The organism is Amycolatopsis vastitatis (assembly GCF_002234595.1).
Taxonomy (GTDB): Bacteria; Actinomycetota; Actinomycetes; order Mycobacteriales; family Pseudonocardiaceae; genus Amycolatopsis; species Amycolatopsis vastitatis.
Genome location: NZ_NMUL01000076.1, coordinates 34,583 through 60,417 on the forward strand (window position 1 = coordinate 34,583; position 25,835 = coordinate 60,417).

Below are 25,835 nucleotides of genomic sequence, written 5' to 3' on the forward strand. Positions count from 1 at the left end.
CGGCGGGCTCAGCGTTCGATGGGGAGGCGGGAGCGGGTGAGCAGGCCGGCACCGAGCATGGCGATGAGGGGTACGACGACGAGTGCGGTGCCGATGTTGAGCCAGGGCACGATGATCGGGAGTGGTTGCTGGACCGGCCACGCGTCGGCGGTGGCCTGGTTCAGGGTGATCAGTACCGCGATCGCCGTGCCGAGGCCGGCAAGGGTGCCGAGGATGGAGCCGAGTCCGGCGATCACGCCGGCCTGGCTGAGCGACAATGCCCGGCGCATGCGGGGCGAGGCGCCGAGGGCAGCGAGGGTGGCCAGGTCCGCGCGTCCGTCGGCGGCGGCGAGGCCGGTGGCAAGTGCGGCGGCGGCGAGGGTGACGACCCCGGCGACGATGGCCAGGATCGTCAAGGGCTGGCCGTCTTGCTGGGTGCCGCGGTCGACGCGGACCTCGAACTCCTGCCCGAGGCGGGCTTGGAGCCGGTCTTGTTCGTCGGGTGTCGGCATCCGGCTCGTGGTTGCCGCGACGGTGAACGGGATGGTGCCGAGCCCGAGAGCGGTGGCGGTGGTGGCGGTCAGCATCGCGACCGGCGCGTGGGGACGGTGGGGGAGGGCGAACGCGGGGGCGGTGACGGTGTGGTCGACCGGCCCGTTCTGCGGGGCGACGGCCAGGGTCACCCGTCCGGCGTCGATGTAACGGGCATCGCTGACGACGATGGCGCCGGCACGCAGGGCAGTCGCGGCCTGGTTGCCGTCTTCGGTGGGTACGTGGGCCACGGCGGCGACGGCGGTGTCGTCGTCGTCGACGACGACGAAGACGACGGCGTCGTCCGCGGTGAACGAGCGCGAGCCGCGCAAGCCCACCGCGGAGCCGCCGAAGTAGCTGTACTTGCCGCCGACGCCGGTGCAGCGCGGGTCGGCTCGGGCGGCGCGCTGCTCGTCTGCGCTCGGCTGTGACGAGCGGTTTTCCGGGTGGAAGTACGGACACGCTTGGGCCACCGGGGTTTGCACGCTGACCAGACACTGACCGCCGGGGCAGGTGGGCAACCGGACCTCGTGGACTTCCCGGACCGGCATGCTGCTGCGCAGCGCGGTGATCACGTCGGGCGGGATCGCCTGTTTGGCCGGTCCTTCCCCGCTCGCGTACAGGCTGACGTCGCCGGGCTCGGACAGGGAATTCCCCTCGCCGGAGGCGGATTCCGCGCTCAAGATCACGCTGACCGCCAGGCTGCCGATCACCACGGCCATCACCGCCGAGATCGCCGGTGCGGCCGCGGTCCGGTTGCGGGCGGTGTCGCGCAGCGCGATCCGCATGGCCGGGGGCATCCAGTGCGCCAGCCGGGCCACCAGTCCCACCAGGATCGGGGTGCACAGCACGAGCCCCAGCTCCACCGCGATCACTCCGGCGAGAACGATGATCAGGTCGTTGCCCACGGCGCCGGTGATCGTGCCGGCCGCTCCTGCCGCGGTGAGTGTGCTGCCGAGGACCAGCCACCGCCGCCGGGACCGGGTGATCCCGCGGCGTCCGCGCAGCGCGGCCACCACGTCCTGGCGGGCGGCGATCCAGGCAGGGACCAGCGCGGCCAGGACACCGGTCAGCACGGCGAGACCGACGACGGTCGCCTGCGCCACGGGGTAGATCCGGAACGCGCCGGCGCGGCGGTCGAGGAACGTTTCCAGTGGCGCGCGCGAGAGTGCGGCGAGGAGGATGCCGAGGACGGCGCCAGTGCCCGCGGCCAGCCCGCCGAGGACCAGCCCGTCGGCCAGCACGATCCGGCGGATGTGGGCCGGGGTGCCGCCTGCGGCCGACACCAGCCCGAGGTCCCGTCGGCGACGGCGGGCACCGACCGCGAACGCGGGCCCGGCGAGCAGCACGATTTCCAGCATGGCGAGCCCGGCGATCAGCGCGAACGCCCCGGCGGGCGGGCCGTCGTCGTTCTCCAGCACGTCCGGGTAGCGGTCGGCCGGGCTCGGCGGGGTGGCCAGCACCTGCCGCGAGACGGCGGTGATTCCGTGCGTGTTGAGGTTCTTGACCGCGTCCCAGCTCAGCGGCGCGGGGGTGGCGACCAGCCACGTCAGGCTGCCGCGCTGCTCGGCGGATCGGCGCACGATCGTGGCCGAGGCGAGGTCGCCGGGTTGTTCGACGGTGCCGACCACGCGCATGGTGTCGTGGCCGTCGGCCGAGGTGACGATGTCTCCGACCCGGGCGCCGGTGCGGGCGGCCGCGGCCGGGGTGAGCGCGACTTCGCCCGCGCTCACGGGTGCGCGCCCGGACAGCTGACGGAGGATCCCCTGGGCCAGCGGATCGGTGTAATCCAGCGCGAGCGTCGCCAGGGTGCCGGCGCCGGCCGGGGTGCGGACGGCCTGCTCCCCAGTCGCCTGCGGGATCGCGCGTGAACCGGGCGGTAGAAACGCCAGCAGCCGCTCGGCGCTTGGCCGCGGCGCCGGACCTGGCGTGCCGGTGGTGTAGGGGGTGAGCTGGTCGGGGCGCTGCTGCACCGGCGTCGTGGCGGACCAGCTGAGCACAGCCTGCCCGGTGCCCATCATCCGGTCGGCCTGCTCGGCGGGGTGCAGGGTGAACGTGTCGTAGGCGGCTGCGGTGAAGGCCAGCGCCGTGACCGGCAGGGCGATCAGCGCCAGCACCAGCGCCGCCCGGCCCTTCGCCCGCCGGGCCTCTCGGCGGGCGATCCGGATCGCGGGGCGCCAGCCGCTCATCGCTGACCGTCCTGAGTGGACAAGAGTTCCTCGGGCCGGTCGAGTGGCCCGGTGGTGTCGACGATGCGCCCGTCCCGCAGGAACACGACCCGGTCGGCCCAGGCGGCGTGCCGGGCGTCGTGGGTGACCAGCACGCCGGCCGCGCCGCCGTCCACTTTGGACCGCAGGAGCCGCAGCACCGACTCGCCGGTGTGGGAGTCCAGGGCGCCGGTCGGTTCGTCGGCCAGCACCAGCCGGCGCCGTCCGATCAGGGCGCGGGCGATCGCGACCCGCTGCTGCTGGCCGCCGGAGAGCTCGTCCGGGAACCGGCCACCGAGCCCGTCGAGGTCGACATCGGCCAGTGCGGTCTCGGCCAGTTCGCGTGCGCGCCGGCTGCTGACGCCGTCCAGTTCGAGGGGAAGCGCGATGTTTTCCGCGGCGGTGAGGCCGGCCAGCAGGTTCAGGTCCTGGAAGACGTAACCGATCCGCTGCCGGCGCAGCGCGGCCAGCTCCCGCCGGCGGCAGGTGTCGAGCACGATGCCGTCCACCGCCACCGTGCCTTTGGTGGGCCTGTCCAACCCGCCGCTGAGGTTGAGCAGTGTCGACTTCCCCGAACCGGACGGTCCCATCACCGCGACCAGCTCACCGGTGCCGACCGACAGGCTCACCCCGTCGAGGGCGGTCACCGCCGTTTCGCCGCTGCCGTGGACCCGGCGAACCTCGTGCAACGACAACACCGTCATCGAGCTCGTGCCTCCTCGGCCGGATCCTGCGCGGGCAACGGAGTGGGCAGCGGTGCGGGGGAGTGGCGCACCAGGGTGGCCTCGCAGTGATCCAGCCAGCGGACCTCGGTTTCCGCCTGGAACAACATCGAATCCAGCACGAGCTGCCACGCCAGGTCCCGCGGGCCGGTGGCTTGCGTCTTGAGCCGGGTCAGCTCCTGCAGGGACGCCATCGTCGCGCGCCGCTGGACCTGCATCACCGCTTGGACGTCGACGCCGGGCGTGGTCAGCGCGAGGGCGAGCTTGATCGCCAGCTCGTCCCGGGGACGTTCCCGGCGCTCCGCCGGCGTGGTGAACCATCCGGCCACTTCGACCCGGCCGGCGTCGGTGATCTCGTACGGGCGCTGGCCACCGCCCTCCTCCGGCAACGCCCGCACCAGTTTGTCGCGTTCCAGTCGCGACAACGTCGTGTAGACCTGGCCGATGTTTAACGGCCACGTGCCGCCGGTGGACTCCTCGAACGCCACCCGCAGCTGGTAGCCATGCATCGGGCCCCGCTCCAGCAGTGCCAGCAAGCCATGTTTCACGGACATAGATACCAAGTATGCATACCGGGTATAGTTGTGGCAAGGCGCCAGTAGACGTGCACCGCGAGCACGGGCGCAGAATCGAGGGACAGGAATGAGAAACCCGCAGTTCGACGAAGATGTTCGCGCGTTGGTTTGCACTGCTCAGGACCGCGCTCGTGGACTGGGCCACCCCTGGATCGGGTGTGAGCACTTGCTCTACGCGATCGCGCACTCTCCGACCCCGGTGGGCGAGGTGGCCCGGGCACACGGTGTGACGCCGGATGGTGTCGCGGCGCAGACGGAGCGGTTGTTGAACGGGCCGCGCGGGGTGTTCGACGGCATCGATGCCGAGGCGCTCGCCGCGATCGGCATCGACCCGCAGGCGGTAGGGGACGCCGTCGAGGCCGACCTGGGGCCGGCGCCGGTCGCCCGGCCGCAGACCTGGCGCCGGCGGCGGGTGCGGCTGCCAGGGCACCTGCCGGTCACGCGCCGGGCGCAGTCGTGCCTGGACATCGCTGTCAAGGATGCCGAACGGGGTGGGACGCGGGTCGCGGAGTACCACATCGGCGTGGCGGTGGTCGGCGCGGACGGCGGGCTGGTGCCGCCGATCCTGGCCGCGCTGGGTGTCTCGTCGCCACAGCTGCGCACCGCGATCCGCGCCCGCCGATGACCACGCGGCGCTCGCTGTGGGTGATGCTCGGGGTGGCGTCGGTGTTGTGGACGGGGAGCTGGCGGATCATCTACCTTGAGGTGACGCGGTGGCACCACATGGACTCCCACCTGCGGTTCACCATGCCATCGCCCGGCCTGCCCGTGATCACGCTCCGGGTCGTTGCGGGCGTGGCGCCCCGGCGGTCCTGGTGGCGGCAGTGTTGCTGGTGAGAAGGTCGCGCGCGCGTCGGCGATGAGCAGATTCGCGACCGGGCCTCGCATGCAGGTTCGGCGCGGCGGGTTCGAATCTGCCGGTGTTCGGGAAAGTTGCCGTGAGGCCGACCCCCTTTCGTGTGCGGCGAAGCGGATGGTCACCGTCCGGGACCGTGCTGGAGCCTTATGCCGGTGAGCGAGCAGTCTGCTTGCCGACTCGCCGTCAGCGATTGACTGTCCCCGCTGCCGCCCGATCACCGGGATGGCGCGTGGGGCGGGGTTTCGGTACCGAAACCTTGCGCCGCGCGCCCGGGTGGATGACTATCGCGGGACGTTCTGCACGTGCAAGCGCACGGGCGAGGGGGTGTGGTGACCGAGGTGACGCCGTCGGTGGCCGGGACGGCGGACGTCCCGAGCGATGCGGTCTTGATCCACGCGGTGCGCGGCGGCGACATCGCGGCCTTCGGCGAGCTGTACGGCCGGCACCTGGTCGCGGCCCGCCGGGTGGCCGCCGCGATCGCGGCGGACCCGGCCGAGCGGGAAGACCTCATCGCCGAAGGGTTCACCCGCGTACTGCGGATTCTGCGCTCCGGGGAGGGGCCGGACGAGGATTTCCGGCCCTACCTGCTGACGACCATCCGGAACACGAAGATCAGCTGGCGCCGGCGCGACTCGGCCGTCTCACTGGTCGCCGAGGTGCCGGACGTCCTGCCGGGCGGGGGCAGTGACGAGCCGGTCGGCAGCCGGCTGCACGCCACGGTCGCCGCGGACGCGTTCGCGAGCCAGCCCGGGCGGTGGCGGACTGTGCTGTGGCGGCCCGAGATCGAGGGCGAGTCGCCGGCCCGGATCGCGCTGGACCTCGGGATGACGCCGAACGGGGTCGCCGCGCTGGCCTACCGCGCCCGCGAAGGCCTGCGGCAGGCCTACCTCGACCAGCACATTCCCGCCTCCCGGCGGCGCAACTGCCAGAACGTCTCCGGCCAGCTTGCCCGGTGGGCGCGACGGGCTCGGGGACCACAAGTCGCACCGGATCACGACCCACCTTGACCGCTGCGCGGACTGCAGGAAGCTGGCCGACGGGCTCAAGGAGCTCAACGCGGAGCTGCCCGCCACCGTCTCCCCGCTCATCCTGGGCGTCCCGGTCGTGGCGCACTGGCTGACCACCGGCGGAACCGTCGCCTCCTCCGGTATCGCCGCCGGCACGGGTGCGTCCGCCCTGTCGTGGGCGACGGCGGCGAAGGTGGCCGCGGCGAGCGCGGCGCTGGTCACGACGGTGACCATCGGCGCGGGCACGTCCGACACAGCGCTACCGCCCCCGGCGACCGGTGCCGACGGGTCGAGCACCCAGCAGGTGAGAACGCGTCCCGCGACGCGCGCGGCGTCCGGCGATGACCACGGGCAGCCTTCCGGTCCCGCCGACCGGCTTACCTCGGTGCCGGCCGCCCCGCCGTCGGAGAAGACGGCCGCCGGCGAGCAGTCCGAAGCGACCGGGGACGGCGGGACGGCTACGAAAGACAAACAGGCCAAGCAGGCGGCGAAAGAGTCGAAGCAAGCCGCGAAAGAGTCGAAGCAGGCGGCGAAAGAGGAGAAAAAGGCAGATAAGACGAAGTCCTCGAAGCCGGAGAAGACCAAGGAACCCAAGAAATGACGCGGTCCCTCAGCTGGGCCGGATTCTCTGCGCACGCGTTCGCGAAACTCAGCTCACCTGCAGGGAACCCGGCTCAACACGATCATGAACTAGGTGACCAGCTGGGCGGCGATCAGCACCATCCCACCGCGGTCACCGCGTTCTAGGGTCAGAACGTGCCCTACCGCGGATTCCAGTCCGTCGCCGGGTTCCGGACCTCGACCCTAGTGATCCTGGTGCTGTCCGCCGGGTTGTATCTCGCCTTCAACGAAACGAGACTGGCCGTGAACGACTTCGCAGCCGCTCAGCCGGTGTGGTCGGCGGTCAGACGTCGCGGCGGGTGACGCACACGGCTGCGGCGGTGATCGTGACGGCGAGGTAGGTCAGGCAGACCAGTGTGGCGAAGCCGGCCGACGGCCATTCGGGGTCGTGGAAAGTGGTCCAGGTCAGGCCCTCTCCGGCGACGCCGGGTGCCCAGCGGGTGAGTGCGGGGGAGTTGGAAATTCCCTTCAAGACGATGACGCTGAGGAACAGGAGCCCGACCACGACGGCGGTCGCGCCCGCGGTGTGCCGGACGATCATGCCGATCGCGGCGCCGAGCAGGGCGACGGTGCCGACGTAGAAGCCTTGGCCGAGCACGGCGCGCAGGACGTTCGGGTCGCCGAGGCCGACGTCGAGGTGCTTGCCGGCGAGGGCGGCCTGCCCGGTGAAGAAGGTGAGGAAGGCGAGCAGTTCCCCGGCCGCGGACGCGATCCCGCCGATGACGAGCAGCTTGGCGGCCACGACCCGGCCGCGTCGTGGGGCGGCGGCGAAGGTGGCGCGGATCGTGCCCGTGCCGTACTCCGCGGTGACGGCGAGGACGCCGAGCAGCCCGAAGGCGAATTGGGCCAGTTGGAAGCCGGTGAAGGTGCCGAACACGGGGTCGAACTCCGTGCGCGCCCGTGGCCCCCAAGTGTCCCAGGACTGGACGGCGGAGCGTGCTTGGAACACGGCGAGGGAGAGCGTTGCGGCCGCTGCGACGGCCAGGATGAGCGGTGTTGAGCGCAGTGAGCGGAGCTTCGTCCACTCGGCGGCCAGCAGGCCGCGGACGGGCGGGAACGGGCTCATCGGGCGTCCTCTCGGTGGGGCCCGCTGCGGTACTGCAGGCCGGGGTCGGTGATCCGGCGGAAGACGTCCTCGAGCGACGGCGGGCGCGGGGTCAGTTCGAGCAAGGGGATGCTGTGTGCGGCGGCGATCGCGGCGACGTCCCCGGGGGTGAGCCCGGCGACGGCGAGGCCGTGACGCGGCTCGGTGGTCACGCTCGCGCCGCGCGCGGTGAACAACGCCGCGAGTGGCGTCTCCGCCGCGGTGCGGACCAGCACGTCGCCGCCCCCCGCGTGGTGCACCAGATCCGCCATGGACGAGTCCGACAGCAGCCGTCCGCGGCCGAGGATCAGGACGTGGTCGGCGGTCAGCTGCAGTTCGCTGATCAGGTGGCTGGAGATCAGCACGGTGCGGCCTTCGCCGGCCAGCGACCGGAGCAGGCCGCGGATCCAGTGCACCCCGTCGGGGTCCAGCCCGTTGACGGGTTCGTCGAAGATCAGGATGCCGGGGTCGCCGAGCAGCGCCGCGGCGATGCCGAGCCGCTGTTTCATACCGAGGGAGAAACCGCCGACCCGCCGGTGGGCAGCGTCGGCGAGCCCGGTGATCCGCAGGACTTCGGTGACGCGGCCGGCGGAGATGTCGTTGGTCTGGGCGAGCCAGCGGAGGTGATCACGCGCGCGGCGGCCACCGTGTACGGCGGTGGCGTCGAGCAGAGCGCCGATCTGCCGCAGCGGTCGCTCGAGCGCCCGGTACGGCCGGCCGTCGATCCGGACCCGGCCGCCGCTCGGCTGGTCAAGGCCGAGGATCAGCCGGATAGTGGTCGACTTGCCGGCGCCGTTGGGCCCGAGGAATCCGGTCACGCGGCCGGGATGGATGCGGAAGGTCAGGCGGTCCACGGCTTTCCGCCTGCCGTAGGTCTTGGTCAGCTCGTCGGCTTCGATCATCAGGTCCTCCTTGGTCGTGCTGCCGGTTCACCGTGCCCGGCCGGGGTGGGTGCGGTCATCGCCGCCGGGGCGTGGGTCGCGCGGTGTATGCCTGGCGGCATAGGCCGGTTGACCGATGCGCGGGGATCCGGGGCCTGGCTACGGTCGGGCGATGACCATCGATGCCCGCCCACCGCTGTTCGTGCGGTGGCGGCGGGGGCATTGGACCGTGCTCGACTGCGCGGCCGCCTTCGTCGTCGCGGCCTTCTGGGCCGCACCCTTGGTCAGCGGCGGAGGGGACGGGCCGCCGGAGGCGCGCTGGCATGCCATGGCCGGGTGCCCGAAGCGGCATCGGGTCGTGGGACAGCGCCCGCCAGTGGGTCGCCGCGATGGCCCGTGGCCCGGTGACAGCCAAGCCCGACGCGGCCGCGCTCTTCCGCGGAGTTCCCGCCGTCGCCTTCACCCTGCACGCGGCCGGGCATGACGGCTATGCCGCGCCGCAGAGCATCCTCGACCGGCACATCGCCACCCTCACCCGGCATCGGCTGGCCCGCGCGCACGAGCGCATCGACCGCGCCGAGCTGCCGCTAGTGCGGGAATTCGACCTGATCAGCGGCCTGACCGGGATCGGCACCGGGCTCCTGCACCGCCACGGCCGCAGCGACCTGCTGGAGCAGGTGCTGACCTACCTCATACGGCTGACCAAACCGATCCGCCACGACGGGGACCTGCTGCCGGGCTGGTGGTGCCGCACCGGTCCGCGCGGCCAGACCGCGTCCCGGTGGCGCGGCGGGCACGGAAACCTGGGGCTCGCGCACGGCATCAGCGGGCCGCTGGCGCTGCTGGCGACCGCGATGAGGCGCGGCATCACCGTGGCCGGCCAGGCCGACGCGATCGAACGGATCACAACCTGGCTGCACCGCTGGCGTTGCGACGCCGGCACCGGCGTGTGGTGGCCCGGCCTCATCTCCCGCGGGGAACAGCGCTCCACGACGGTCCACCAGTCCGGCCCGCAGCGGCCGTCCTGGTGCTACGGCACCCCCGGCCTGGCCCGTGCCCAGCAGCTCGCCGCGCTGGCCCTTGCCGATGCCCGGCGACAGCGGACCGCCGAAGACGCCCTCGCCGGATGCGTCCGCGACGAAGGCCAGCTCGCTCTGCTGCGGGACGCATCGGTTTGCCACGGCTGGGCCGGGCTCGTGCACACCGCACGCCGGGTCGCCGCCGACGCCACGGAGGACAGCGGCCTGCTCCAGGCGCTGCCCGGCTTGGACGCCCGCCTGCGCGACTACCTGCACCGATACGGGCCGCCAGCCGATTCAGGACTGCTGGAAGGCCGCGCCGGAACGCGGCTCGTGCAGCTGGCCCAAACCACGAACACCGCGCCCATCACCCGATGGGATGCCTGCCTGCTGCTGGAGGGCTGACACCCGCCGAACCCACTGAACACCGCTGGCCCCACCGGATACCATCCGCCCGCCCGCCTGGAAGGACACGATGAACAACACCGCCACCGACACCCCGCCCGAGGCGCTGCGCGCGTCCATGGTCGAGCACATCAAGCACGCCGGACATGCCCGCCGCAGCGCCGTGGAACGGGTACTGCGTGAGGTTCCGCGCCATCGCTTCGTCCCCGCCGCCACCGTCGAAGACGCCTACGCCGACATCGCCGTGATCACCAAACGCGCCGGCGATGGCTCCGCGCTCAGCTGCGCGTCGGTGCCCACCGTCGTGGCCATGCAACTCGACCAGCTCGACGTCCAGCCCGGCGACCGGGTCCTGGAGATCGGCGCCGGAACCGGCTACAACGCCGCCCTGCTGGCCCGGCTGACCGGCCCGACCGGACACGTGACTACCGTCGACATCGACGCCGAGGTGACTGCCGGAGCCCGGGAAGCGTTGGACGAGAACGGATACCCGCAGGTACAGGTGATCACCCGGGACGGGTCGCTCGGCGCGGCCGAACACGCCCCCTACGACCGGATCATCCTCACCGTCGGCGCGTTCGACCTCCCGCCCGCGTGGTGGAACCAGCTCGCGCCCGGCGGCCGGCTGGTGGTGCCGCTGAGGTGGCGGGGCCAAACGCGCAGCGTCGCGTTCGTCCGCGACGGCGACCGACTGCGGTCCGACTCGGTACAGCTGTGCGGGTTCGTGCCGATGATCGGCCAGGACAGCGAACTGTCCGGACATCTCGACGTCGACGGCTTGGTCACCCTGTACTGGGACGGCGACCAGGACATCACGCTTGATGCGTTGAGCGGCGTGCTCACCCGGCCGAAGACGTCAGTGTGGTCCGGGGTGACCGTCGGCAGCACCGAGCCGTTCGACGGTGTCTGGTTGCGCATGACCGGCGCCGAGCCGGGTACCTGCCGCATCGCCGCCGACCGGGCCGCCATCGACGCCGGGCTGGCCACCCCCGCCATCCCGTCCCGCAGTCCCGCGCTGGCCGAGGACGACTCGCTGGCCTACTTCACCTTCCGCCGTCTCGAAGACGACGCACAGCGTCGCTCGGAACTGGGCGCCATCGGCCACGGCCCCGCCGGTGCCGAGTTGGCCGAGCGGCTGGCCGACCAGATCCGGGCCTGGGGCGACGCGCGGACGACCGACCCGGTCATCACCGCCTACCCAGCCAGCACCCCTGACGAAAAGCTCGGTACCGCGCACGTCATCGACAAGCGCCACAGCCGCCTCGTGGTGTCCACGCCAGCGGTGTAGGGCTCGGCTTCCGTGTCGCCGTCAGGGCGCGACACGCAATGAAGTCACCGTGACCAGCGCCGGGAACCCGGCGCTGGTCACGTTGACTCCTTGACCGCAAAACCGGACGAGGCCAAGGCTTTGCCCCGATGGCTTGCCGGAGTCACCCCTGAATCCTCGCGCTTCGCGCCACCCCACCGGCGGTGACCAGGAGCGCTCGACATGACGGTTCAGTCGACAGCAGCCAGGCAGGTGGTCGAGCGGTCGGCGCTCCCGGGCGCGGGTCGATGAAGGGTGGCGGTTGTGGACGTTCCAGTGAGCTGGACAGGCCCGAGTGGGCATGTGCTTCACGAACCGTGGATGAGGGAATTCCTCCGCAACGACTTGGCAGCGCTGATCACCGATCTGGAGGCCAGCGGCGTGGCCGGCCTGGCCGGCCTGGCCGGCAAGCGGACCGCATTCCGGACGGGCTGCTTGATCGACAGAGGCTCGCGGAAGTCTCAGCAGCTGCGACGCGTGGTGCGCCAAGAGCAGGCGATCAACGTCCTGCTGAACCAGCGCGCCGAGTTGGTGGTCGGCGCGCAGCTGGCGAACGCCGGTGCGCTGACGCGGATGCGCGCGGACACCCCAGACTCGAGGGCCAGTGGGGATCGGACGAGTTCGGCGTCGAGGTGACCACGCGTGCCCGCCCAGAGGTCGCCGAGGCCATGCTTCGCGCCTACCTGGCCCAGTCGGCTGACAGCGGGCGGGTCGAGCACCGCGGCGCGACGCTGACGATCTCGCCACCCGAGTGCTGTGGTGTAGGCGCTCTGATGAGTGCGACGGTCGCGCTTCGGTGAACCGTCCGGCACCTGGATCGTTGCGATAAACCACGTTTGCCTATTCAGATCTCTCGGGAACGCCTGCTCGGCTCGGCCAATAACCGCCTAAGGCAGCCCGGGACTACCCGCAAGCTCGATATACAGAGGACTCGCGAGTAGTACCTGGCCGGGTCGAACACTTGCTTCGCTCTGAAAATTCGCAGTCACTCGAGCGTAGCCTGTCATCCATGTCGCGAATTCGACTGGGACTCGGTCGTCCATTCGTTCCAGCAGCCGCGCTAGACGCATAATGTATGGTTCTAGCTTCTGGCTATCGACCTGATTTCGCTGCGATTGTTCGATAAAACTCCGAAAGCCGAGGGCGCTGGACCTTCCACCTATCAGCCAGGCGCCTTGTGCAGGTGGATCTATCGAATCGTACCCCAGGAGATGCTCGGGTGAACCATGCAAGAGTAGGCGATTGGACCTGCCCTCACTTACTGGTATGTCCCAGAAAAGAAGCATGTCAAGTCCGCTTCGTTCCGGAGAATCATCGTCAAGAAATGTCGATATTGTATAATTGAGGCAAGCCTCGAAGAATACCCAATCGCCCGCTCGAGTTCGCCGTCTTCGTACCATCGCGCGGCTCTGGACGATGTTTCGATATGGTGAAGCACCTTGGCTAGTTCTGGATGTTTGTTCACAATATCTTCGGATAGTGAAATCTTGGCCCCTGCTCCTCCTGGAGCCTTGAGCTCCGTTTCGCGAAGGCGTCGAAAGAAGCCGGTTTTCGCCCCGTCGGGCCTGAAGGCTTGAAGCTTACGACTCGACAGGTACACAAGCTCACGCATGTACGTCATTCTGACCGGTGGTCGTAGACCCCACAAGCGTAGAACGCAAGACGTCACGGGTAGCGCTGCCTCTGGGTGTGGCGAACGGGGTCAAGCTTCAGCGGCGAATTCGTCCCATGTCAGCCGCCGCAGGACGAACCCGGTCGGCATGTCTCGCGTGTCCTGATCTTCGGGTGGCACTTCGTTGCGGTACTCCATCGTGCCGCCGCGGTTTGGGCGCTTGCGCAGAGACATCGCCTGGAACAGCGGGCTGGCTCCGCTGTCGCTCGCCAAATGCGCGGCGAACCCTTTCCGCACGGTGAAGTCGAGACCGGTCCGGGCTGCCCCGAGCAGCGGCGACTCCGTGGGCGTGGCCGACGCGTGCAATTCGGCCGTTGCGCCGCGTTCGCTCGAGACGAGTACCACGATCGGGCCACTGCGGACCACCTCGGTAATCACCACGTACCGCCGGTTCCACTCGTGCTTCCGAGTGAGCACGCGCCCCAGCGCGGGCAGGTTCACGATCGTTTGGGTGGCGCAGCCGCTGGCCTGGAAGAAGGTTGCGCCACTGGCGGAGAAGTTGAGCAGCACCTTGGCGGCGGCAGTGCCGGGGACTTCGCCGCCAGCGGTGGACGAGACGTCGACCGAACCTTTGGTCGCGTACTCGAGGTCGCCTATAGGAGTCGGGGAGCTGACCGCGAAGTCCACGCCGAGTTCGGTCAGGGATGTTTTGCGCCGGAAGCGACGACCGGATACCAGGCCGACATCGCCCAGCGTGATCGCTGCACCCGGTGGCCAGGCGGCGAAGTATCCCAGTGCGGTGTGGATCTCGCGGGTGTAGTCGTCGTGTAGATGCTTCACGAGCTCTCCTGCGTTACTGCCGGGCAGTTCCTAGTAGACGACAACGAACGAAGCCCAGATCAGCGGATGTGGCAGTTGGTCCCACTCTGTGGAGTCGTCCACGTCGGCCCGCCGCCATTCGTGCAAGCACTCGAGCTGCAGCCGCCTGAGGGCGGACGCCACCGGTTCGGGGCGGCTCACGGCTTCGGCGAGCCGGCGATCGAAGTCGCACCCCCATGACGTGTCGGGCACGTCGAACACGGAGGTGACCACTTCCGCCGAGCCGGCCAGCCGGCAGGCCGCCGCTAGTCCGAGTGCGAGACCAGACGAGTCTCCCGCACCTGCTCCTGAGCAGAGGGCCAGCACGGTGCGGGGTGGCAGCGCCGTTCTTGGCTTGCCACTGGGTGCCGTCATGGCGAGGTCTCGTGCACCGAACACGCCGTCCGAGAAGAGGATCCCGCGGTCCGCGATGTACGGGGCACCGGAGCTGCTGCCGAGGTGGCTTCGCACGAACAACGTGGCGTCCTCATCGCGGCGGGTGGCTCGGATTGCGGCTTCGAACCGGGCCAGGGTGACCTGCCTGTCAGCATTGCCGTCGAGGACGGTGTCCGCCGGAACCGGCGGAGCCTTCCTGAGTGCTCCGTCGGGGTTCGAGCAGGAGACGACCACCGGGTGTGCGGCGGGGTTCGGCGCTGGTCGCGGCGCGCCCATCCGAACCGCACTCGGGGTGAGCACTCGGAGTTCGACCCGCTCGACGAGGCGGACTCCGCCGCCGAGGCCAAGACCGATCGAGACGCGTCGTCATCGTGGCCGTCCTCGTCGGCGTCATCGGTGTCGGCGCCCCGTCGGCACGCCGCCGCCAACGGCGCTATCGGCTTCGGCGACGGCCAAGGCGTCGCCCTCGCCGTCGCCTTGGTCGTCGCCCTCATCGTCGGCGTCCCCGTCGCCGTCATCCTCGGCGTCGCCGCCGTCCTCAGCGCCGTCTTCGGCAACCCTGCCGCCGACCGTCGTGGAAGCAGTGAAGCGTCGAGGGCGCGCAGGGATGTGACCTCCGGGGAGCAGCGTTCCCGCATGTTCTCGGGTGTCGGTCGGTTGCTGCCCGCGGATGTCAGGGACGAGTCGGTCACCATCGTTGCGCTGCTCACCACCCCCGAAGCAGCACGGCCCACCACGCCCATTGCCGCACCCGATCGAGTGAACCCACTCCGCCACCAGTGACGGCGATACTGCGTCTCTCACCTCGGGACATTCGCAAAGCGTCACCGAATCATCATGGTGCGTGATCGCGGCACCGTCCACAACACTTAGCTCTTGCGCTAAGTGTTGTGGAGGACAATACTTAGCCGTATGGCTCAGTATTCGGTCGTGCTCGACGGTGTGTTCGTTGCGCTCGCCGACCCGACGAGGCGCGCGGTCCTGCGGCGGCTCGGTCGCGGACCGGCGAGCGTCGGAGACCTCGCCACGGAAGCCCCCATGACGTTGCCGTCGTTCATGAAACACCTGCGGGTGCTTGAGTCGAACGGCCTGATTCGCACGGCGAAATCCGGCCGAGTGCGCACCTGCGAGCTCAACCGGGAACGGTTCGTGCTCGTGGAGGACTGGCTTGCGGAGCAACGAAGCATCTGGGCAGACCGCACTGATCGTCTGGAACAGTTCGTCACCATCACCGCTCACGAGAAGGAGAAGCAGTGAACCCCGACCTCGATCTCGGCATCGACCGGGTCATTCGCGCGCCCCGCAAGCAGGTATGGGACGCGTGGACTGATCCAGCCAACCTCGCACGGTGGTGGGTGCCCGCCCCGGCCCGCTGCCGCGTCGAGCGCCTCGACGTCCGGTCTGGCGGCGCGTTCGTCACGCTGAGGAGTGACGACGGCGATAGGTTCGTCCCGCATCTGGACGCGTGTTTTCTCGTGGTGGAGGAATACGAGCGGATCGTGTTCACCAACGCGATCGACAGCGGATGGCGTCCCGCGAGCCCGGGGCCGATCTCGATGACCGCCGAAGTCGTTCTGCAGGACCACCCAGATGGCACCGACTACCGGATCATCGTGCGCCACGGCGATCCCGCCGCATGCACTCGGCATGCGGAGTTGGGCTTCACCGAGGGCTGGGGCACCACCACTTCCCAACTGACCCGGCTGGTCGAAAGCCGCACCGGACGATGAAGATCGCCGTCATGGAATTCCTCACCCTCGACGGGGTGAGCCAGGGGCCAGGCTCGTCCACCGAGGACACGAGCGATGGTTTCACCGGGGGCGGCTGGCTCGTGCCGCACATGGACGACACGTTCGTCCTTCGGATGTCGGAATGGCTCGACCGAGCCGACGGTCTGCTACTCGGCCGTCGGACGTATTCGGCATTCGCACGCGACTGGCCAGCGATCACCGACCCGGACGACCCATTCACCGAGCGGATGAACTCCCTGCCGAAGTACGTCGTGTCGAACACCATCGAGACGGGGAACTGGCCCCCGACCACGGTGCTCCGCGGCGATCCCGCACAGACGGTCCGCGGGCTGAAAACGCGGCCGGGACGGGAATTGCAGATTCACGGCAGCGCCCGGCTCGGCAGCGCACTGCTGTCGATGGGGCTCGTCGATACGCTTCGGCTCGTCGTGGCGCCCACCGTCCTCGGGTCAGGCCGCCGCCTGCTCACCCACCCCGCCGCGGCGACCGGCCTGCGACTCGCCGGACACGAGGCCACGCCACGGGGTCTGCTGCTCCTCGAGTATGAAGTCACCGGCGCCGCGATCATCAGCGACTACGAAGGCGTAGCAGCTATCCAGCAGACACATCGGGCGCCGCGAGCGCGGCGCACCTGGAAGCCGTAGCCAGCGTCGCCGCCTCCGGCATCGTGTTCGACGACGACGCCCTGGCCGCGCTGGACGTCTTCCCGAGCCGCTCGACGGGCGCCGGCCGGGGCTGAGGGTCAGGCGCCCGGGGTGATGAGAACGGGGAAGTTACGGTCGACGACGCAGAGGGCCGTGGTGGCCCACATCGCGAGCGAGCTGCCCACGCACCTGACCTTCGGGGTGGATTCCGTCTGGGCGGAAGCTGTTCCGGTCGCCCCGAGGAGGACTCCGGTCGTCAACACCAAGGCACCGATCGTGGCAGTGATGCGTCGCATGGCGATACTCCTGTCCTAGAGCCGGTTTCCGTTGTGCTCGTGCCGTCGGGGGGTGCCCCGGAACCGGTGTGGCGGAACGGATCCGCGGCCTATGGCACCGTCTTGGGTGACACCCACTGGAGCCTCACCAGTCACCGGGCGGCCCGCTCAGCCGGGTGTCTTCCAGAAGCGCTGCATCGCCTCGGCGGCGGGCCCGGGGTTCTGGACCGACCACCAGTGCCGGACGTCCTCCGTGACCCGGTGCCGGCCTGCCGGGCGACCCACCGCTGGATCGCCAAGGCCGCGATCACCGGGGCGGCGCCCATCTTTTGACTACCCTGTGCATCAAGAGAAGAACACTGAGTACACGGTGTGCGGGACAGGACTACTTGCTCGGCACTGCGTGAGTCCTTGTCCTCGAGCTGGCTCTGTTCGGCGGACAGCGGGACACACTGGGCGTACTCGTCTGACGGACTGACGTCCCACCGCGAGTCTGCCGCGTGACGGAGGTAGTGGTTGTGACGGATTATGACGTGCTTGCCGAGGTGTACGAATGGCTCATCTCAGATGCAAAGTTGCCTCCAGCCGAGTTCGCTGCGTCGTTCGATGACGTTCTCAGCCTCCTGCCGTCGAACGCTCACGTCCTCGACTGTTCGTGCGGAACCGGACAGTTGGCGGTTGGCCTCGCCGGTCGTGGCATGCAGGTTGTCGCAACTGACGCCAGCGAAGCGATGGTTCGTCGGACTGCAGAGTTGTCTGAGGAGTTCGGGACATCCGTCCGGGCCGTGCGGGCGAACTGGGAAGAGTTGCCCGACCATTTCGAGGACGACACGTTCGACATGGTGTTCAGCGTTGGCAACTCGCTGCACCATGCCGTGGGCGCGAGAGGCAGGGTTGCTGCTCTGGAGTCGATGTCACGGCTTCTGCGCCGTGGCGGGCGCTTGGTGCTCACTTCCCGCACGTGGGAACTCGTGAGGGCCAGAGGTTCCCGACTCGACATCAGTGACCGACTCGTCCGCCGGAACGGTCGTGATGCCGTCGTGGTCTACCGCTGGGAGATTGCGCCGCATTGGGAGGAGGAGCACCACATCGAGATTGCGATCGCGCAAGTTGATGCGACTGGGTTGGTTCTTGTCCGCTCAGAACTGCTGTCCTGCTGGCCCTACCGGTACGAGGAACTCGAAGTCGAGCTGCACCGGGTCGGACTCCGGACGGAAGTGAGCACGTTCGATCTTGAGGCCGAGAACTACATGGTGGTCGCGAGCAAGGTGTAGACACCGGGCTCTCAGCCCCGGGGCCGGCCGCGCGGTTGCTCGCAGGACGCTTGCTCCCTCTCATCGGTGCGGGTTCGGGCGGTCAACGCAACGCCTCGGACGAAGGAGTTCTGCTGCGAGCATTACGGCGAGCGGACAGGGGGCCCGCGTAGCGCGCCCAGGGTTCTGCGGCCTTCTCAGGATGGAGGAACGCGACTTGGTGGCTGTACCCGAGGGCGTCGGCAACCAGCGACGGAGGGCACTCGAGGACGAGTTCGCCGATGGCTCGGTTGCGGGCGCCGAGGAGGTTCATGCCGAGGTCCCGGAGCCGGTCCATGACGGTGTTCGCATGCAGGTGGCGGCCGGCGAGGGTGCTCGGGAACATCCAAGGGCTGTCGGTTCCGGCGCCGGTACGTGATTGGGACGCGTGGCGAGATGCTCCCTGATGAGCGACGCGAACGGTTCGGGAACGTCAGTCGGGTGCCCCCCGAGCTTGATGCTCATGCCTGTCTCGCTGCCGTCGACGATGCTGGTCGGGAAGGTGACGACCTTGACGAGCGGCTGGGCGTAGAGCAGCAAGAGCATGCCGGCCACGCGGTATGGGAGTGACTCACTGTTGCCAGTGAGGAGTTCGTGGATCCAGGCGAGCCGCTGGTCCTGGCTCAATGAAGGACTCGTCTTCGCCGCCCGATGCTGAATGGTGACCTGGATGTTGAGGCGGGACTTCGCGAGCACGAAGAACGTCCTGATCGCGCTGCGCGTGGTCGGTCCGGTGGCCAGCCACTCGTCGACGTCTTGCTGTGTGCAGGTGGCGGCCGTGCGCTGGTAGGTCTCATGGAGCCACACCAGGAATTTCACCGTTTCGGTGATCTCCTGCTTCGCGGCGTGGACTGGGCCACGCGCCGCGGTGCCGCGGCCGGCATGAGCAGCCGCACCCTCGCCCGGCACTTCCACTCCGAAACCGGGCAGAGCCCGATCCAGTGGCTTACCGGCGTGCGCGTCCGGCACGCGCAGGAGCTCCTCGAGATCACCGACCACACCGTCGACCGCATCGCCGCGCAGGTCGGGTTCCCGTCGCCGAGCAACTTCCGCGCCCAGTTCACCCAGACCGTGGGGGTCACCCCGGGTGCGTACCGGAAGACCTTCCGGCCGGCACCCCGGTGAGCAGTGGCCGTCGAAGGTCCGGAAGGGCTGCTCCAGGCCGGTCGAGGGCAGGTGAACCAGAGCCCCGAAACCGGACCTCGTCCGACCGCTCGGCACCCCGCCGGTCAGGGCGATGATGGTCGTGCGGCAGTCTTTGCCTGGTTCGTGTCGCCTATGGTCTGCCACAGCCGTAGCGCGCGTTGGTGGTGCTGGTGGGCGAGGTCGTGAAGGCCGGCGGTGGCGTCGAGGTCGCCGATCAGCTGCCAGCAGGTGGCTTCGTCCTGGCGGTCGCCGTGCCGGTGGAACACTTCGGCCGCGCGTTGCAGGGCCGGGTCGGCCCGGTGCAGGTCGTGCTGGCCGGCGTACACGCGGCCGAGTTCCAGTAATGTGTACGCGGCGCATCGGTCGTCGGCCAGTTCCTCGAAGGTGGCCAGCGCCTGCCACAGGCAGCGCAGCGCCTCGTCCGGATCACCGCGCCGGTCATGCAATCGGCTGAACCGTCGCAGCACCACGGCCACGCGATGCCCGTCGCCCACCGCCCTGGCGTGACTCAAGGCCCTGGCGAACCAGAACTCCGCCTCCTCGAGCTTGCCCTGCATGAGCATCATCACGGCCATGGAGCAGGACAGCTGCGCTTCGATATGCCGGTCGCCCTCACCGACCGCGATGGCAAGCGCCTGCTCGACACGTTCGAGGGCTTCGTCGTCACGGTCCTGCACCCGGCTGACCGTACCCAGCATCGCCAGCGACAACGCCTCGCCGCGCTTGTCCCCACCGTCCCGGCACAGCCCAAGGGAGGACTCCAGGGCCCGGGTGGCCCGATCGAACTCGTCTTGGTAGATGTGCAGCTGGCCGAGACCGCGCAGCAGCACCGACGCGCCGCGCGTGTTGCCTGCGGCCTCGGCCGCGTCCAACGCGAGCTGGTGCCCGTGCTGCCAGTCCTGGTACAGGCATCGGTGGTCGTAGTAGGTCACCGCGCCGGCCGCCAGCTCCCAGGCCAACTCGTCCAGGCCCCGGTCCACGGCCAGTTTCACCGCGCCGAGCAAGTTGTCGCGTTCCGCGTCGAACCAGCCCGCCGGGTCGGCCAGCAGCCGGTCCGCGACCGCGCCGGGCAACGATCGGCGCGGTGCCGAACCGGGCGCGGGGACCAGTAGCCCGCCCGGTAGCCGCTCGGTGCCGCGTCCGGCCAGATCGAGCCATGTCGACAGCACCCGGATGATCGCGTCCCGCTGGTCCGCCGCCGGCAGCCGGGCGGCGATCTCCACGGCGCAGGTCCTGATCAGGTCGTGCAGCCGGTAGCGGGGCTGGCCGATGGCGTCCGTGGCGGTCAGCCGCACCAGGCTGGCGTCCACGAGGGTGTCGAGCACCTCCTCGGCGTCCGGGCGGTCCAGCAGCGGGCCGACCACCCAGCCGGGCAGGGTGTAGGCGCCCAGCAGGCCCAGCAGGCCCAGCGCGCGGACCGCGTCGGCCGGCAGCACCCGCAGGCTCAGTTCGACGCTGGCGCGCACGCTGAGGTCGCCGATCCTCAGTTCGGCCAGCCGCCGGGACTCGTCCTCGAGTCGTTCCTGCAGCACCCGCAGGGACCAGGCAGGGCGGGCCGTGAGCTTGGCGCCGGCGATCCTGATCGCCAGCGGCAGATTGCCGCAGCAATCAAGGATCGCGTCGGCCTGCGCCGGTTCCCGCTCGACCCGCCGCCGTCCGACGATGCCGGTGAACAACTCCCGCGCCTCGGCCGGGCTCAGCACGTCCAGGTCGATTTGGCGGGTGCCAGACAGGTGCGTCAGCAGTGTGCGGCTGGTGATCAACACGGCGCAGCCGTCGGCCCCGGGCAGCAACGGCAGCACTTGGTCCGCGTGGCCGGCGTCGTCCAGCACGACCAGCATCCGGCGGTCCGCCAGCAACGACCGGTAGAGCGCGGCACGTTCGGACAGGCCGTTGGGGATCGCGCTGCCGGCGATCGAGAGTGCCCGTAGCGCCTCGGCCAGCATCAACGCCGGGTCCCGAGGCTCGTCCGATGTCGCGGCCAGGTTGAGGTAGAGCTGGCCGTCGGGGAAGATGGCGCTTGCCCGCCGCGCCGCGTGCATCACCAGGCTCGACTTGCCGACACCGGGACCACCCACGATGACGGCGACCGGGGCCCGGTTCGGCGCCGACCCGTCGAGCAGGCGGCCGAGCTCGGCCAGCGCGTCGGCTCGCCCCACGAAGTCGGGAACGTCGAGCGGCAGCTGACGCACCGGCATCGCCATCGCCGGCCCGGTGGCCGCCACGCCAGGACTTTCCGGCGGCGCGTCATGGAAACCGCTCGCCGGGACCGGAGCCGCCAGGGCGGGATCGGCGGCCAGGATGCGCTGATGCAGCGCCTGAACCGGCGGGGTGGGGTCGACGCCCAGTTCGCCGGCCAGCCTCCGGCGCAGCCGCTCGTACACCTGCAGCGCGTCGCCCTGCCGCCGGCAGCGGTAGAGGGCGACCATCAGCTGTTCGGCGACGTGCTCGTCGTAGGGGTGCTCACGGAGCAGGGCGGTCAACTCCTCGATGACCTCACGATGACGTCCCAGGTCGAGTTCGACGCCCAGACACTGCTTGTGCGTGGCCACGCGCTTCTCGTTCAGCCGCGCCGCGTCGAGCTCCAGGACCCGGCTGGAGACGTCGGCCAGGGCGTCACCGCGCCAGCAGGCCAGCGCCCGCCGCAGAGCGACTGCTGTCTCGAGCGGGGTCTCGTGCCGTCCGGCGATGCGCCGCTCGTGGTCGAACTCCAGCAGGTCGAGCTGATCCGGGGCCAGGTCGATCTGGTAGCCGCGACGCCGCGTGCTGATCAACGAGGCGGGTGCTCCGCACGCGGCGAGGTTGCGGCGCAGCCCGGAGAGCGCGTCCTGGACCTGACGGACCGCGGTGGCGGGTGCTTCACCGTCCCACATCACGGTGACGAGCCGTTCCACGGTCACGAGGTTGTTGGCGTCGACCAGAAGCGCGGCCAGCATCTTGGCCTGCCGCGGTCCGTCGAACCGGACCTCCCGCCCGGCGATCTGGGCGTGTAACGGCCCCAGCACGCCGAATCTCATGTTCCCCCCAGAACTTCACGAGCAGCGCCGACCCCCAGCCGACCTGGCACTAGGACGAATCTAGGACGGCCGCAGGACCCGTGTCCATAGCGTCAGTGTGACCGTGGCGGGCTCACGAAGAGAGGAATCACACCGAAACACAAGCTCCAGATCGACTGCGGCCTCGATGTCCGCTGACATCGCGAAGCAGCCGGGGATCACCCGCCGTTCTGGCCACTGGCTCCGGAGTCATCCTGGCCCCGACCATCGCCATGACAGCAGCTCGCCTGCTGCGATGGCCGTGCGACGGCGCAGACGTTGACTCCGGGAGCGAACCCACACAGGCCCTTGGGTTGCTTCAGCCATCGAGGTCAATAGGTTCCACCTACGCTGTCGGAACCGGCAGCATGAAAAAGATCGTCCTGGCTGCCGCCGCTATCGCGGGAGTCGCAGCCTTCTCCGCACTCACTCCAGCCGCCGCATACGCCGACACGCTGCGGGGGACTGCGGGCTCGAGAGGCTGCTTGGCTTTCCTCGGCAGCACCTACTCCAGCGGCCACGACTGGGTGCGCTACACCTCCGCAAACCCGACGAACCATGACTGCGATGTTTGGATGCGCACGTATCTGCCGAACGGCAGTTCTACGACCACGACCAGGCCTACCTCCGTGCTTATGGCGGCGCAGACTCGGGCTGGTACCTGGATTCCGGAGTGAAGACGGCGGTCTGTGTGGATCAGCCCAAGACAGGCGACTCTCGATCCTGCTCCGTCGCCTACTAGCTTGAGTTTCAACCTCGGGGTGCTAGGTGGGGACCCTGCTGATTATGAGTGAAGCCCACAGTCGATCATTCCTCCTGCGACAGAGTGAAGATCGAACCAAGGGCTTCAGTCGATCAGTGTGCATCACGCCGGTGCGGCCGGGGAAGTTATCCGCGCTCCGGCAGGAGTTCTACCAATGCCTGGCCCGGCGGGCGGACGCGGTGTTCGAGCCGGCCGACGCGGTGTTGTGTGCTGATGGGCCGGTGCGGTCGATCGCAGAGTTGTCCCTGGCAGGCGAGCATCGCCGAGGGGATGGCAGCGGCTGTGCCGCACCCGCGCGCGGGCGTGTCGACATCGATCGGTTACGCACCGCACTGAGTACGGTCTCGTTGCCTCATGCTGGCTCATCGAAGTTATGCGGGTTGAGGAAACCTCGCCCTTTGCGGGTGGTTGCGCAGCGGGTACGGAGTCGTTGACTGACCGGGTTCCGGAATTGTAGGCGTCACAGGCGACGGTCTTGATGACGCGGTTGGTGCCCTCGGAGCCCGCGTTGGTGATGCCAGTGTCGATGAACGTCAGGATTTCGGGCCACCAGGCCGACACCGTGCCGGCCAGGCGCTCCAGTTCCGGCAGGCCGGAGGCGCCGCAGCGCTCGTAGAACCGCGAGAGCCGGGTCCAGATCACGGCCCGGTCCGGGCGGGGTGCGGGCCAGAGCGCGCAGGTCCGGCAGGTCTTCCTTGGCGTTCCAGGCGGCCAGGATTGGTGTCCCGATCGCCGTGGGCAGCGCCACCAGGTCATCGATCATGGGGTCCAGGCGTGTGGCGTGCATCCGGGCGGCGGAGCGAGTCAGTCGGTTACGTAGTTCCACTCCCGGTTGCCTTTGCGGCCATGCCTGCCCCGGACCTGCACGGTCACCCGGCGGCGGATCTCGGTCAGGGCCTGGTTGGCCAACTGCACCAGATGGAAGTGGTCCACGACCAGCCTGGCCCGTGGTAAGGCAGCACGGATCGCGGACTTGAAGATGGTGCACATGTCGATCGCCACGAACCGGACGCTCTGTCGCCAATCCTCGTCGCGCTGGTTGATCCCGTCCGTGACTATCGTGCTGGTACAGCCCTCGACCTGCCCGAGCAGGCCTTGACCGCCGGCAAGGTCGACGAACCCGACATGCCACCGATCCACCGTGACCTCCCAACACTGGCGCTGCACGTTCCACGTCCAGTGCGGACGTCCCCGGCGGATCTCATCGATCCCCAGCACCGCCACCGGCTCGGGCTGCTCCGGCAGCACCGCCGCGGCGCGTGCGGTGAACGCGGCCGACACCACTGGCCAGGACAGACTGCACGATCGTGCACCCGCCGTTGGCGACCGCGGCGCCGGCCGCCCGACGCAGCCGGTCGGTCAGCAGAGCCCGCGCCGAGATCTCGTCCACGGCTTCGGTGATGGTCTTCCTGCCGCATCCGGGATGGTCACAGTGCCACCGGCGTTTACGCCACCGCGGATCGACCCGTCGGCCGGCAACAGGAGACTCCCTGGGTCGTGTGGTCACCCACTCCTTCGTCCGGGTGGCTGCCACCGCGCATCCAGGGCAGGCGCGGGCCCGTTGGTCAGCGGTGGAAAGGGTGCACCGGTCCGCCATGTGTTGCGTCGTCGACCCGAACGACGGCCAGGCCGGATAGGCCCAGCAGACGGGGCGTATCGTTGACCATGCCCGTGGCTCTTCTGTTGGGATCTCACCCGCCCGGCGACGCGGCTACACCCGGCCAAGATCGAAGAGCCCGAATTGTGGGCACGGATCGAGCCACTGTTGCCGGTCGTCCAGCACGCTGGCGGTGATCATCTTGTGTGGGTCGCTCGAGTCTCAGTGCCAGGGAGTGCAACCGGAGACACCGTTGACGTTGATGCACGCGCGCACCCAGTAGCCCGGACCGTCGTATTCCGGATAGGTCCATTCTGTGATAGGGCTTCCGTAGTTGTAGACGGTGTCCTGCCAGCCTGTCTACGTGGCACCGCCGTTGGTTGACACGTCCACGTACGCGGCGAAAACCTGGGCACTGGACCTTCCCTGTGCCGATGCGTACTCGTGGTGGTCGGCGCCGATGGTGGTGGCGAACCTGGCACTGCCCCAGGAAAAGTCAGTCTGGTAGCAGTAGTACGTCCCGTCCTCGTAGCACGTGCCGGATGCGTGCGCGGTACCCGAGATGCCGACGACGCCGACTGCGGCCAGCGCGGTAGCGGCGATCATCGCGCCGATTCGACGCATAGTTTCCTCCGTAAGGTTCGCGTTCAGCCCGTTGGGCTTGCCCCATCAGACCCCCTGCGAAGACGTTATGGACATGGATCCTTTGGCTGTCCTAGATTCGTCCTAGTGCCAGGTCAGCCCCTCCCCGCTCGGGTGGCGTGCGGAATCGGCAAGCCTTCCTGTGAATGTCGTTGACGACATTCACACGACACGACTGGTGAGATTTCGACACAAATCGTGAGACCTGCAGGGGTCGACCTCGCGTGACATGTTGATCTTCTCTAAGCTACGGGTGCCGCCTGTCTCCGTTCGATGTCACCCAAGATCAGTCTCAAACCTAAGCCATCAGACCCAAGGACACCCCTCCAATCCATCCCGGCTGAAGCCGGGGATACAACGAAGCGCCTCTCGGCGCACCACTCTCATACCGCAGAGCGTGCGTCTCGCCACGCAGCTCAACGCGGGGACTGACCACGCGACTGACGTCCGTCGTCCTGCGGGGCTCCGGCTGCACGGTGCCTGGCAGTGAGGGGGTCAGGGGTTCGAGTCCCCTTGGCTTCACCGACGTATTTTGGACACGCGACGCCGAATTGAGTCGAGTTCGTTATGTAGATCGGTTCGGCTGGATCTGCCGTCCACCCAGCCTGGCCGTAATACCGTCTCCACC

The 25,835-nt window shown here is 69.2% G+C and carries 28 protein-coding genes and 1 pseudogene; 14 read left to right on the top strand and 15 right to left on the bottom strand.

What is annotated here, in order from left to right; translation table 11 throughout:
* Positions 1-8 precede the first annotated feature (8 nt).
* From CF165_RS46260 to CF165_RS46270, 3 genes are read right to left on the bottom strand one after another with little or no spacing between them, the layout of a single operon-like run.
* Positions 9-2,699, bottom strand: coding sequence for an ABC transporter permease (locus CF165_RS46260; protein ID WP_093953966.1), 2,691 nt, complete (start codon positions 2,697-2,699; stop codon positions 9-11).
* Positions 2,696-3,421: an ABC transporter ATP-binding protein gene (locus CF165_RS46265; RefSeq protein ID WP_093953967.1), complete on the bottom strand. Its 726-nt coding sequence runs from the start codon at positions 3,419-3,421 to the stop codon at positions 2,696-2,698. Before CF165_RS46265 ends, CF165_RS46260 begins: the two co-directional genes overlap by 4 nt.
* On the bottom strand, positions 3,418-3,993 hold the full coding sequence (locus CF165_RS46270) for a PadR family transcriptional regulator (RefSeq protein WP_093953968.1): 576 nt from the start codon (positions 3,991-3,993) through the stop codon (positions 3,418-3,420). The genes CF165_RS46265 and CF165_RS46270 overlap by 4 nt, the downstream gene beginning before the upstream one ends.
* Before the next feature lie 88 nt (positions 3,994-4,081).
* Between CF165_RS46270 and CF165_RS53935 the strand changes: the two are divergent.
* The 5 genes and pseudogenes from CF165_RS53935 to CF165_RS53250 all read left to right on the top strand — a co-directional run.
* A pseudogene (locus CF165_RS53935) lies at positions 4,082-4,273 on the top strand (Clp protease N-terminal domain-containing protein); the annotation flags it as partial.
* 6 nt (positions 4,274-4,279) lie between these two features.
* On the top strand, positions 4,280-4,639 hold the full coding sequence (locus tag CF165_RS46275) for a Clp protease N-terminal domain-containing protein (protein ID WP_240522138.1): 360 nt from the start codon (positions 4,280-4,282) through the stop codon (positions 4,637-4,639).
* Positions 4,636-4,851, top strand: coding sequence for a hypothetical protein (locus CF165_RS46280; protein ID WP_093953970.1), 216 nt, complete (start codon positions 4,636-4,638; stop codon positions 4,849-4,851). Before CF165_RS46275 ends, CF165_RS46280 begins: the two co-directional genes overlap by 4 nt.
* A gap of 351 nt (positions 4,852-5,202) precedes the next feature.
* Positions 5,203-5,880, top strand: coding sequence for an RNA polymerase sigma factor (locus CF165_RS53245; protein WP_240522139.1), 678 nt, complete (start codon positions 5,203-5,205; stop codon positions 5,878-5,880).
* Positions 5,819-6,481, top strand: coding sequence for a hypothetical protein (locus CF165_RS53250; protein ID WP_240522140.1), 663 nt, complete (start codon positions 5,819-5,821; stop codon positions 6,479-6,481). The genes CF165_RS53245 and CF165_RS53250 overlap by 62 nt, the downstream gene beginning before the upstream one ends.
* Before the next feature lie 303 nt (positions 6,482-6,784).
* On the opposite strand, the gene CF165_RS46290 is transcribed toward CF165_RS53250, so the two are convergent.
* Together CF165_RS46290 and CF165_RS46295 are read right to left on the bottom strand one after the other, a co-directional pair.
* Complete coding sequence (locus CF165_RS46290) at positions 6,785-7,567, bottom strand: ABC transporter permease (protein ID WP_093953971.1); 783 nt, start codon at positions 7,565-7,567, stop codon at positions 6,785-6,787.
* Complete coding sequence (locus tag CF165_RS46295; protein WP_093953972.1) at positions 7,564-8,487, bottom strand: ATP-binding cassette domain-containing protein; 924 nt, start codon at positions 8,485-8,487, stop codon at positions 7,564-7,566. Before CF165_RS46295 ends, CF165_RS46290 begins: the two co-directional genes overlap by 4 nt.
* Before the next feature lie 302 nt (positions 8,488-8,789).
* On the opposite strand from CF165_RS46295, the gene CF165_RS46300 reads away from it, so the two are divergent.
* From CF165_RS46300 to CF165_RS46310, 3 genes are all read left to right on the top strand, one after another.
* On the top strand, positions 8,790-9,890 hold the full coding sequence (locus CF165_RS46300; protein WP_093953973.1) for a lanthionine synthetase C family protein: 1,101 nt from the start codon (positions 8,790-8,792) through the stop codon (positions 9,888-9,890).
* A gap of 70 nt (positions 9,891-9,960) precedes the next feature.
* A complete protein-coding gene (fxlM, locus tag CF165_RS46305) occupies positions 9,961-11,178 on the top strand; it encodes a methyltransferase, FxLD system (protein ID WP_093953974.1) in 1,218 nt (405 codons plus the stop codon).
* 339 nt (positions 11,179-11,517) lie between these two features.
* Positions 11,518-11,832, top strand: a complete 315-nt coding sequence (locus CF165_RS46310; RefSeq protein WP_093953975.1) for a hypothetical protein — start codon at positions 11,518-11,520, stop codon at positions 11,830-11,832.
* Between the two features lie 251 nt (positions 11,833-12,083).
* On the opposite strand, the gene CF165_RS53940 is transcribed toward CF165_RS46310, so the two are convergent.
* From CF165_RS53940 to CF165_RS46320, 3 genes are all read right to left on the bottom strand, one after another.
* Positions 12,084-12,596 (bottom strand): SAVMC3_10250 family protein, encoded by a 513-nt coding sequence (locus CF165_RS53940; protein WP_369126873.1) that lies wholly within the window; start codon positions 12,594-12,596, stop codon positions 12,084-12,086.
* 302 nt (positions 12,597-12,898) lie between these two features.
* Entirely contained in the window at positions 12,899-13,648 is a 750-nt protein-coding gene (locus CF165_RS46315) for a hypothetical protein (RefSeq protein ID WP_093953976.1), read from the bottom strand.
* A 30-nt stretch (positions 13,649-13,678) separates the two neighbouring features.
* Positions 13,679-14,137: a CHAT domain-containing protein gene (locus tag CF165_RS46320; RefSeq protein ID WP_240522144.1), complete on the bottom strand. Its 459-nt coding sequence runs from the start codon at positions 14,135-14,137 to the stop codon at positions 13,679-13,681.
* Between CF165_RS46320 and CF165_RS51530 the strand changes: the two genes are divergently transcribed.
* The 4 genes from CF165_RS51530 (at position 14,126) to CF165_RS46340 (ending at position 16,457) form a co-directional block, all read left to right on the top strand.
* A complete protein-coding gene (locus CF165_RS51530; protein WP_158226938.1) occupies positions 14,126-14,845 on the top strand; it encodes a hypothetical protein in 720 nt (239 codons plus the stop codon). The two genes, CF165_RS46320 and CF165_RS51530, sit on opposite strands and share 12 nt — an antisense overlap.
* Before the next feature lie 129 nt (positions 14,846-14,974).
* Positions 14,975-15,319 carry an ArsR/SmtB family transcription factor gene (locus CF165_RS46330; RefSeq protein ID WP_093953979.1) on the top strand — a complete coding sequence of 115 codons (345 nt, stop codon included), beginning with the start codon at positions 14,975-14,977 and terminating at the stop codon, positions 15,317-15,319.
* Positions 15,316-15,792, top strand: coding sequence for an SRPBCC domain-containing protein (locus CF165_RS46335; RefSeq protein ID WP_093953980.1), 477 nt, complete (start codon positions 15,316-15,318; stop codon positions 15,790-15,792). Before CF165_RS46330 ends, CF165_RS46335 begins: the two co-directional genes overlap by 4 nt.
* On the top strand, positions 15,789-16,457 hold the full coding sequence (locus CF165_RS46340) for a dihydrofolate reductase family protein (protein ID WP_093953981.1): 669 nt from the start codon (positions 15,789-15,791) through the stop codon (positions 16,455-16,457). Before CF165_RS46335 ends, CF165_RS46340 begins: the two co-directional genes overlap by 4 nt.
* A gap of 98 nt (positions 16,458-16,555) precedes the next feature.
* Here the strand turns inward: CF165_RS46340 and CF165_RS51535 are convergent, their stop codons facing one another.
* On the bottom strand, positions 16,556-16,753 hold the full coding sequence (locus CF165_RS51535) for a hypothetical protein (RefSeq protein WP_158226939.1): 198 nt from the start codon (positions 16,751-16,753) through the stop codon (positions 16,556-16,558).
* 479 nt (positions 16,754-17,232) lie between these two features.
* Here CF165_RS51535 and CF165_RS46350 point away from each other — a divergent pair, with 479 nt between their 5' ends.
* Positions 17,233-18,006, top strand: a complete 774-nt coding sequence (locus tag CF165_RS46350) for a class I SAM-dependent methyltransferase (RefSeq protein ID WP_240522141.1) — start codon at positions 17,233-17,235, stop codon at positions 18,004-18,006.
* 288 nt (positions 18,007-18,294) lie between these two features.
* Here CF165_RS46350 and CF165_RS46355 read toward each other — a convergent pair whose 3' ends face one another.
* Entirely contained in the window at positions 18,295-18,843 is a 549-nt protein-coding gene (locus CF165_RS46355) for a hypothetical protein (RefSeq protein ID WP_093953982.1), read from the bottom strand.
* Positions 18,844-18,906: 63 nt separating this feature from the next.
* On the opposite strand from CF165_RS46355, the gene CF165_RS46360 reads away from it, so the two are divergent.
* A complete protein-coding gene (locus CF165_RS46360; RefSeq protein WP_240522142.1) occupies positions 18,907-19,149 on the top strand; it encodes a helix-turn-helix domain-containing protein in 243 nt (80 codons plus the stop codon).
* Between the two features lie 104 nt (positions 19,150-19,253).
* Here CF165_RS46360 and CF165_RS46365 read toward each other — a convergent pair whose 3' ends face one another.
* The 5 genes from CF165_RS46365 to CF165_RS46380 all read right to left on the bottom strand — a co-directional run bounded on the left by CF165_RS46365 (position 19,254) and on the right by CF165_RS46380 (position 25,189).
* The gene (locus CF165_RS46365) at positions 19,254-22,187 is read right to left on the bottom strand and encodes an AfsR/SARP family transcriptional regulator (protein WP_093953983.1); all 2,934 of its coding nucleotides are present in this window, start codon (positions 22,185-22,187) and stop codon (positions 19,254-19,256) included.
* An 883-nt stretch (positions 22,188-23,070) separates the two neighbouring features.
* Positions 23,071-23,724 (bottom strand): transposase, encoded by a 654-nt coding sequence (locus CF165_RS53945; protein WP_369126874.1) that lies wholly within the window; start codon positions 23,722-23,724, stop codon positions 23,071-23,073.
* Positions 23,725-23,772: 48 nt separating this feature from the next.
* A complete protein-coding gene (locus CF165_RS52285) occupies positions 23,773-24,249 on the bottom strand; it encodes a transposase (protein WP_205661191.1) in 477 nt (158 codons plus the stop codon).
* Entirely contained in the window at positions 24,170-24,565 is a 396-nt protein-coding gene (locus CF165_RS53950) for a transposase family protein (RefSeq protein ID WP_369126875.1), read from the bottom strand. Before CF165_RS53950 ends, CF165_RS52285 begins: the two co-directional genes overlap by 80 nt.
* A gap of 360 nt (positions 24,566-24,925) precedes the next feature.
* Complete coding sequence (locus tag CF165_RS46380; RefSeq protein ID WP_093953984.1) at positions 24,926-25,189, bottom strand: hypothetical protein; 264 nt, start codon at positions 25,187-25,189, stop codon at positions 24,926-24,928.
* Positions 25,190-25,835 lie beyond the last annotated feature (646 nt).

Bases quoted from the DNA above. Each gene is read 5' to 3' on its own strand.
- CF165_RS46260 (WP_093953966.1), bottom strand. From the start codon at position 2,699: ATGAGCGGCTGGCGCCCCGCGATCCGGATCGCCCGCCGAGAGGCCCGG.
- CF165_RS46265 (WP_093953967.1), bottom strand. From the start codon at position 3,421: ATGACGGTGTTGTCGTTGCACGAGGTTCGCCGGGTCCACGGCAGCGGC.
- CF165_RS46270 (WP_093953968.1), bottom strand. From the start codon at position 3,993: ATGTCCGTGAAACATGGCTTGCTGGCACTGCTGGAGCGGGGCCCGATG.
- CF165_RS46280 (WP_093953970.1), top strand. From the start codon at position 4,636: ATGACCACGCGGCGCTCGCTGTGGGTGATGCTCGGGGTGGCGTCGGTG.
- CF165_RS46290 (WP_093953971.1), bottom strand. From the start codon at position 7,567: ATGAGCCCGTTCCCGCCCGTCCGCGGCCTGCTGGCCGCCGAGTGGACG.
- CF165_RS46295 (WP_093953972.1), bottom strand. From the start codon at position 8,487: ATGATCGAAGCCGACGAGCTGACCAAGACCTACGGCAGGCGGAAAGCC.
- CF165_RS46300 (WP_093953973.1), top strand. From the start codon at position 8,790: ATGCCATGGCCGGGTGCCCGAAGCGGCATCGGGTCGTGGGACAGCGCC.
- fxlM (WP_093953974.1), top strand. From the start codon at position 9,961: ATGAACAACACCGCCACCGACACCCCGCCCGAGGCGCTGCGCGCGTCC.
- CF165_RS46310 (WP_093953975.1), top strand. From the start codon at position 11,518: ATGAGGGAATTCCTCCGCAACGACTTGGCAGCGCTGATCACCGATCTG.
- CF165_RS53940 (WP_369126873.1), bottom strand. From the start codon at position 12,596: ATGGTACGAAGACGGCGAACTCGAGCGGGCGATTGGGTATTCTTCGAG.
- CF165_RS46330 (WP_093953979.1), top strand. From the start codon at position 14,975: ATGGCTCAGTATTCGGTCGTGCTCGACGGTGTGTTCGTTGCGCTCGCC.
- CF165_RS46340 (WP_093953981.1), top strand. From the start codon at position 15,789: ATGAAGATCGCCGTCATGGAATTCCTCACCCTCGACGGGGTGAGCCAG.
- CF165_RS51535 (WP_158226939.1), bottom strand. From the start codon at position 16,753: ATGCGACGCATCACTGCCACGATCGGTGCCTTGGTGTTGACGACCGGA.
- CF165_RS46360 (WP_240522142.1), top strand. From the start codon at position 18,907: ATGAGCAGCCGCACCCTCGCCCGGCACTTCCACTCCGAAACCGGGCAG.
- CF165_RS46365 (WP_093953983.1), bottom strand. From the start codon at position 22,187: ATGAGATTCGGCGTGCTGGGGCCGTTACACGCCCAGATCGCCGGGCGG.
- CF165_RS53945 (WP_369126874.1), bottom strand. From the start codon at position 23,724: ATGACCTGGTGGCGCTGCCCACGGCGATCGGGACACCAATCCTGGCCG.
- CF165_RS53950 (WP_369126875.1), bottom strand. From the start codon at position 24,565: ATGGCGGACCGGTGCACCCTTTCCACCGCTGACCAACGGGCCCGCGCC.
- CF165_RS46380 (WP_093953984.1), bottom strand. From the start codon at position 25,189: ATGCGTCGAATCGGCGCGATGATCGCCGCTACCGCGCTGGCCGCAGTC.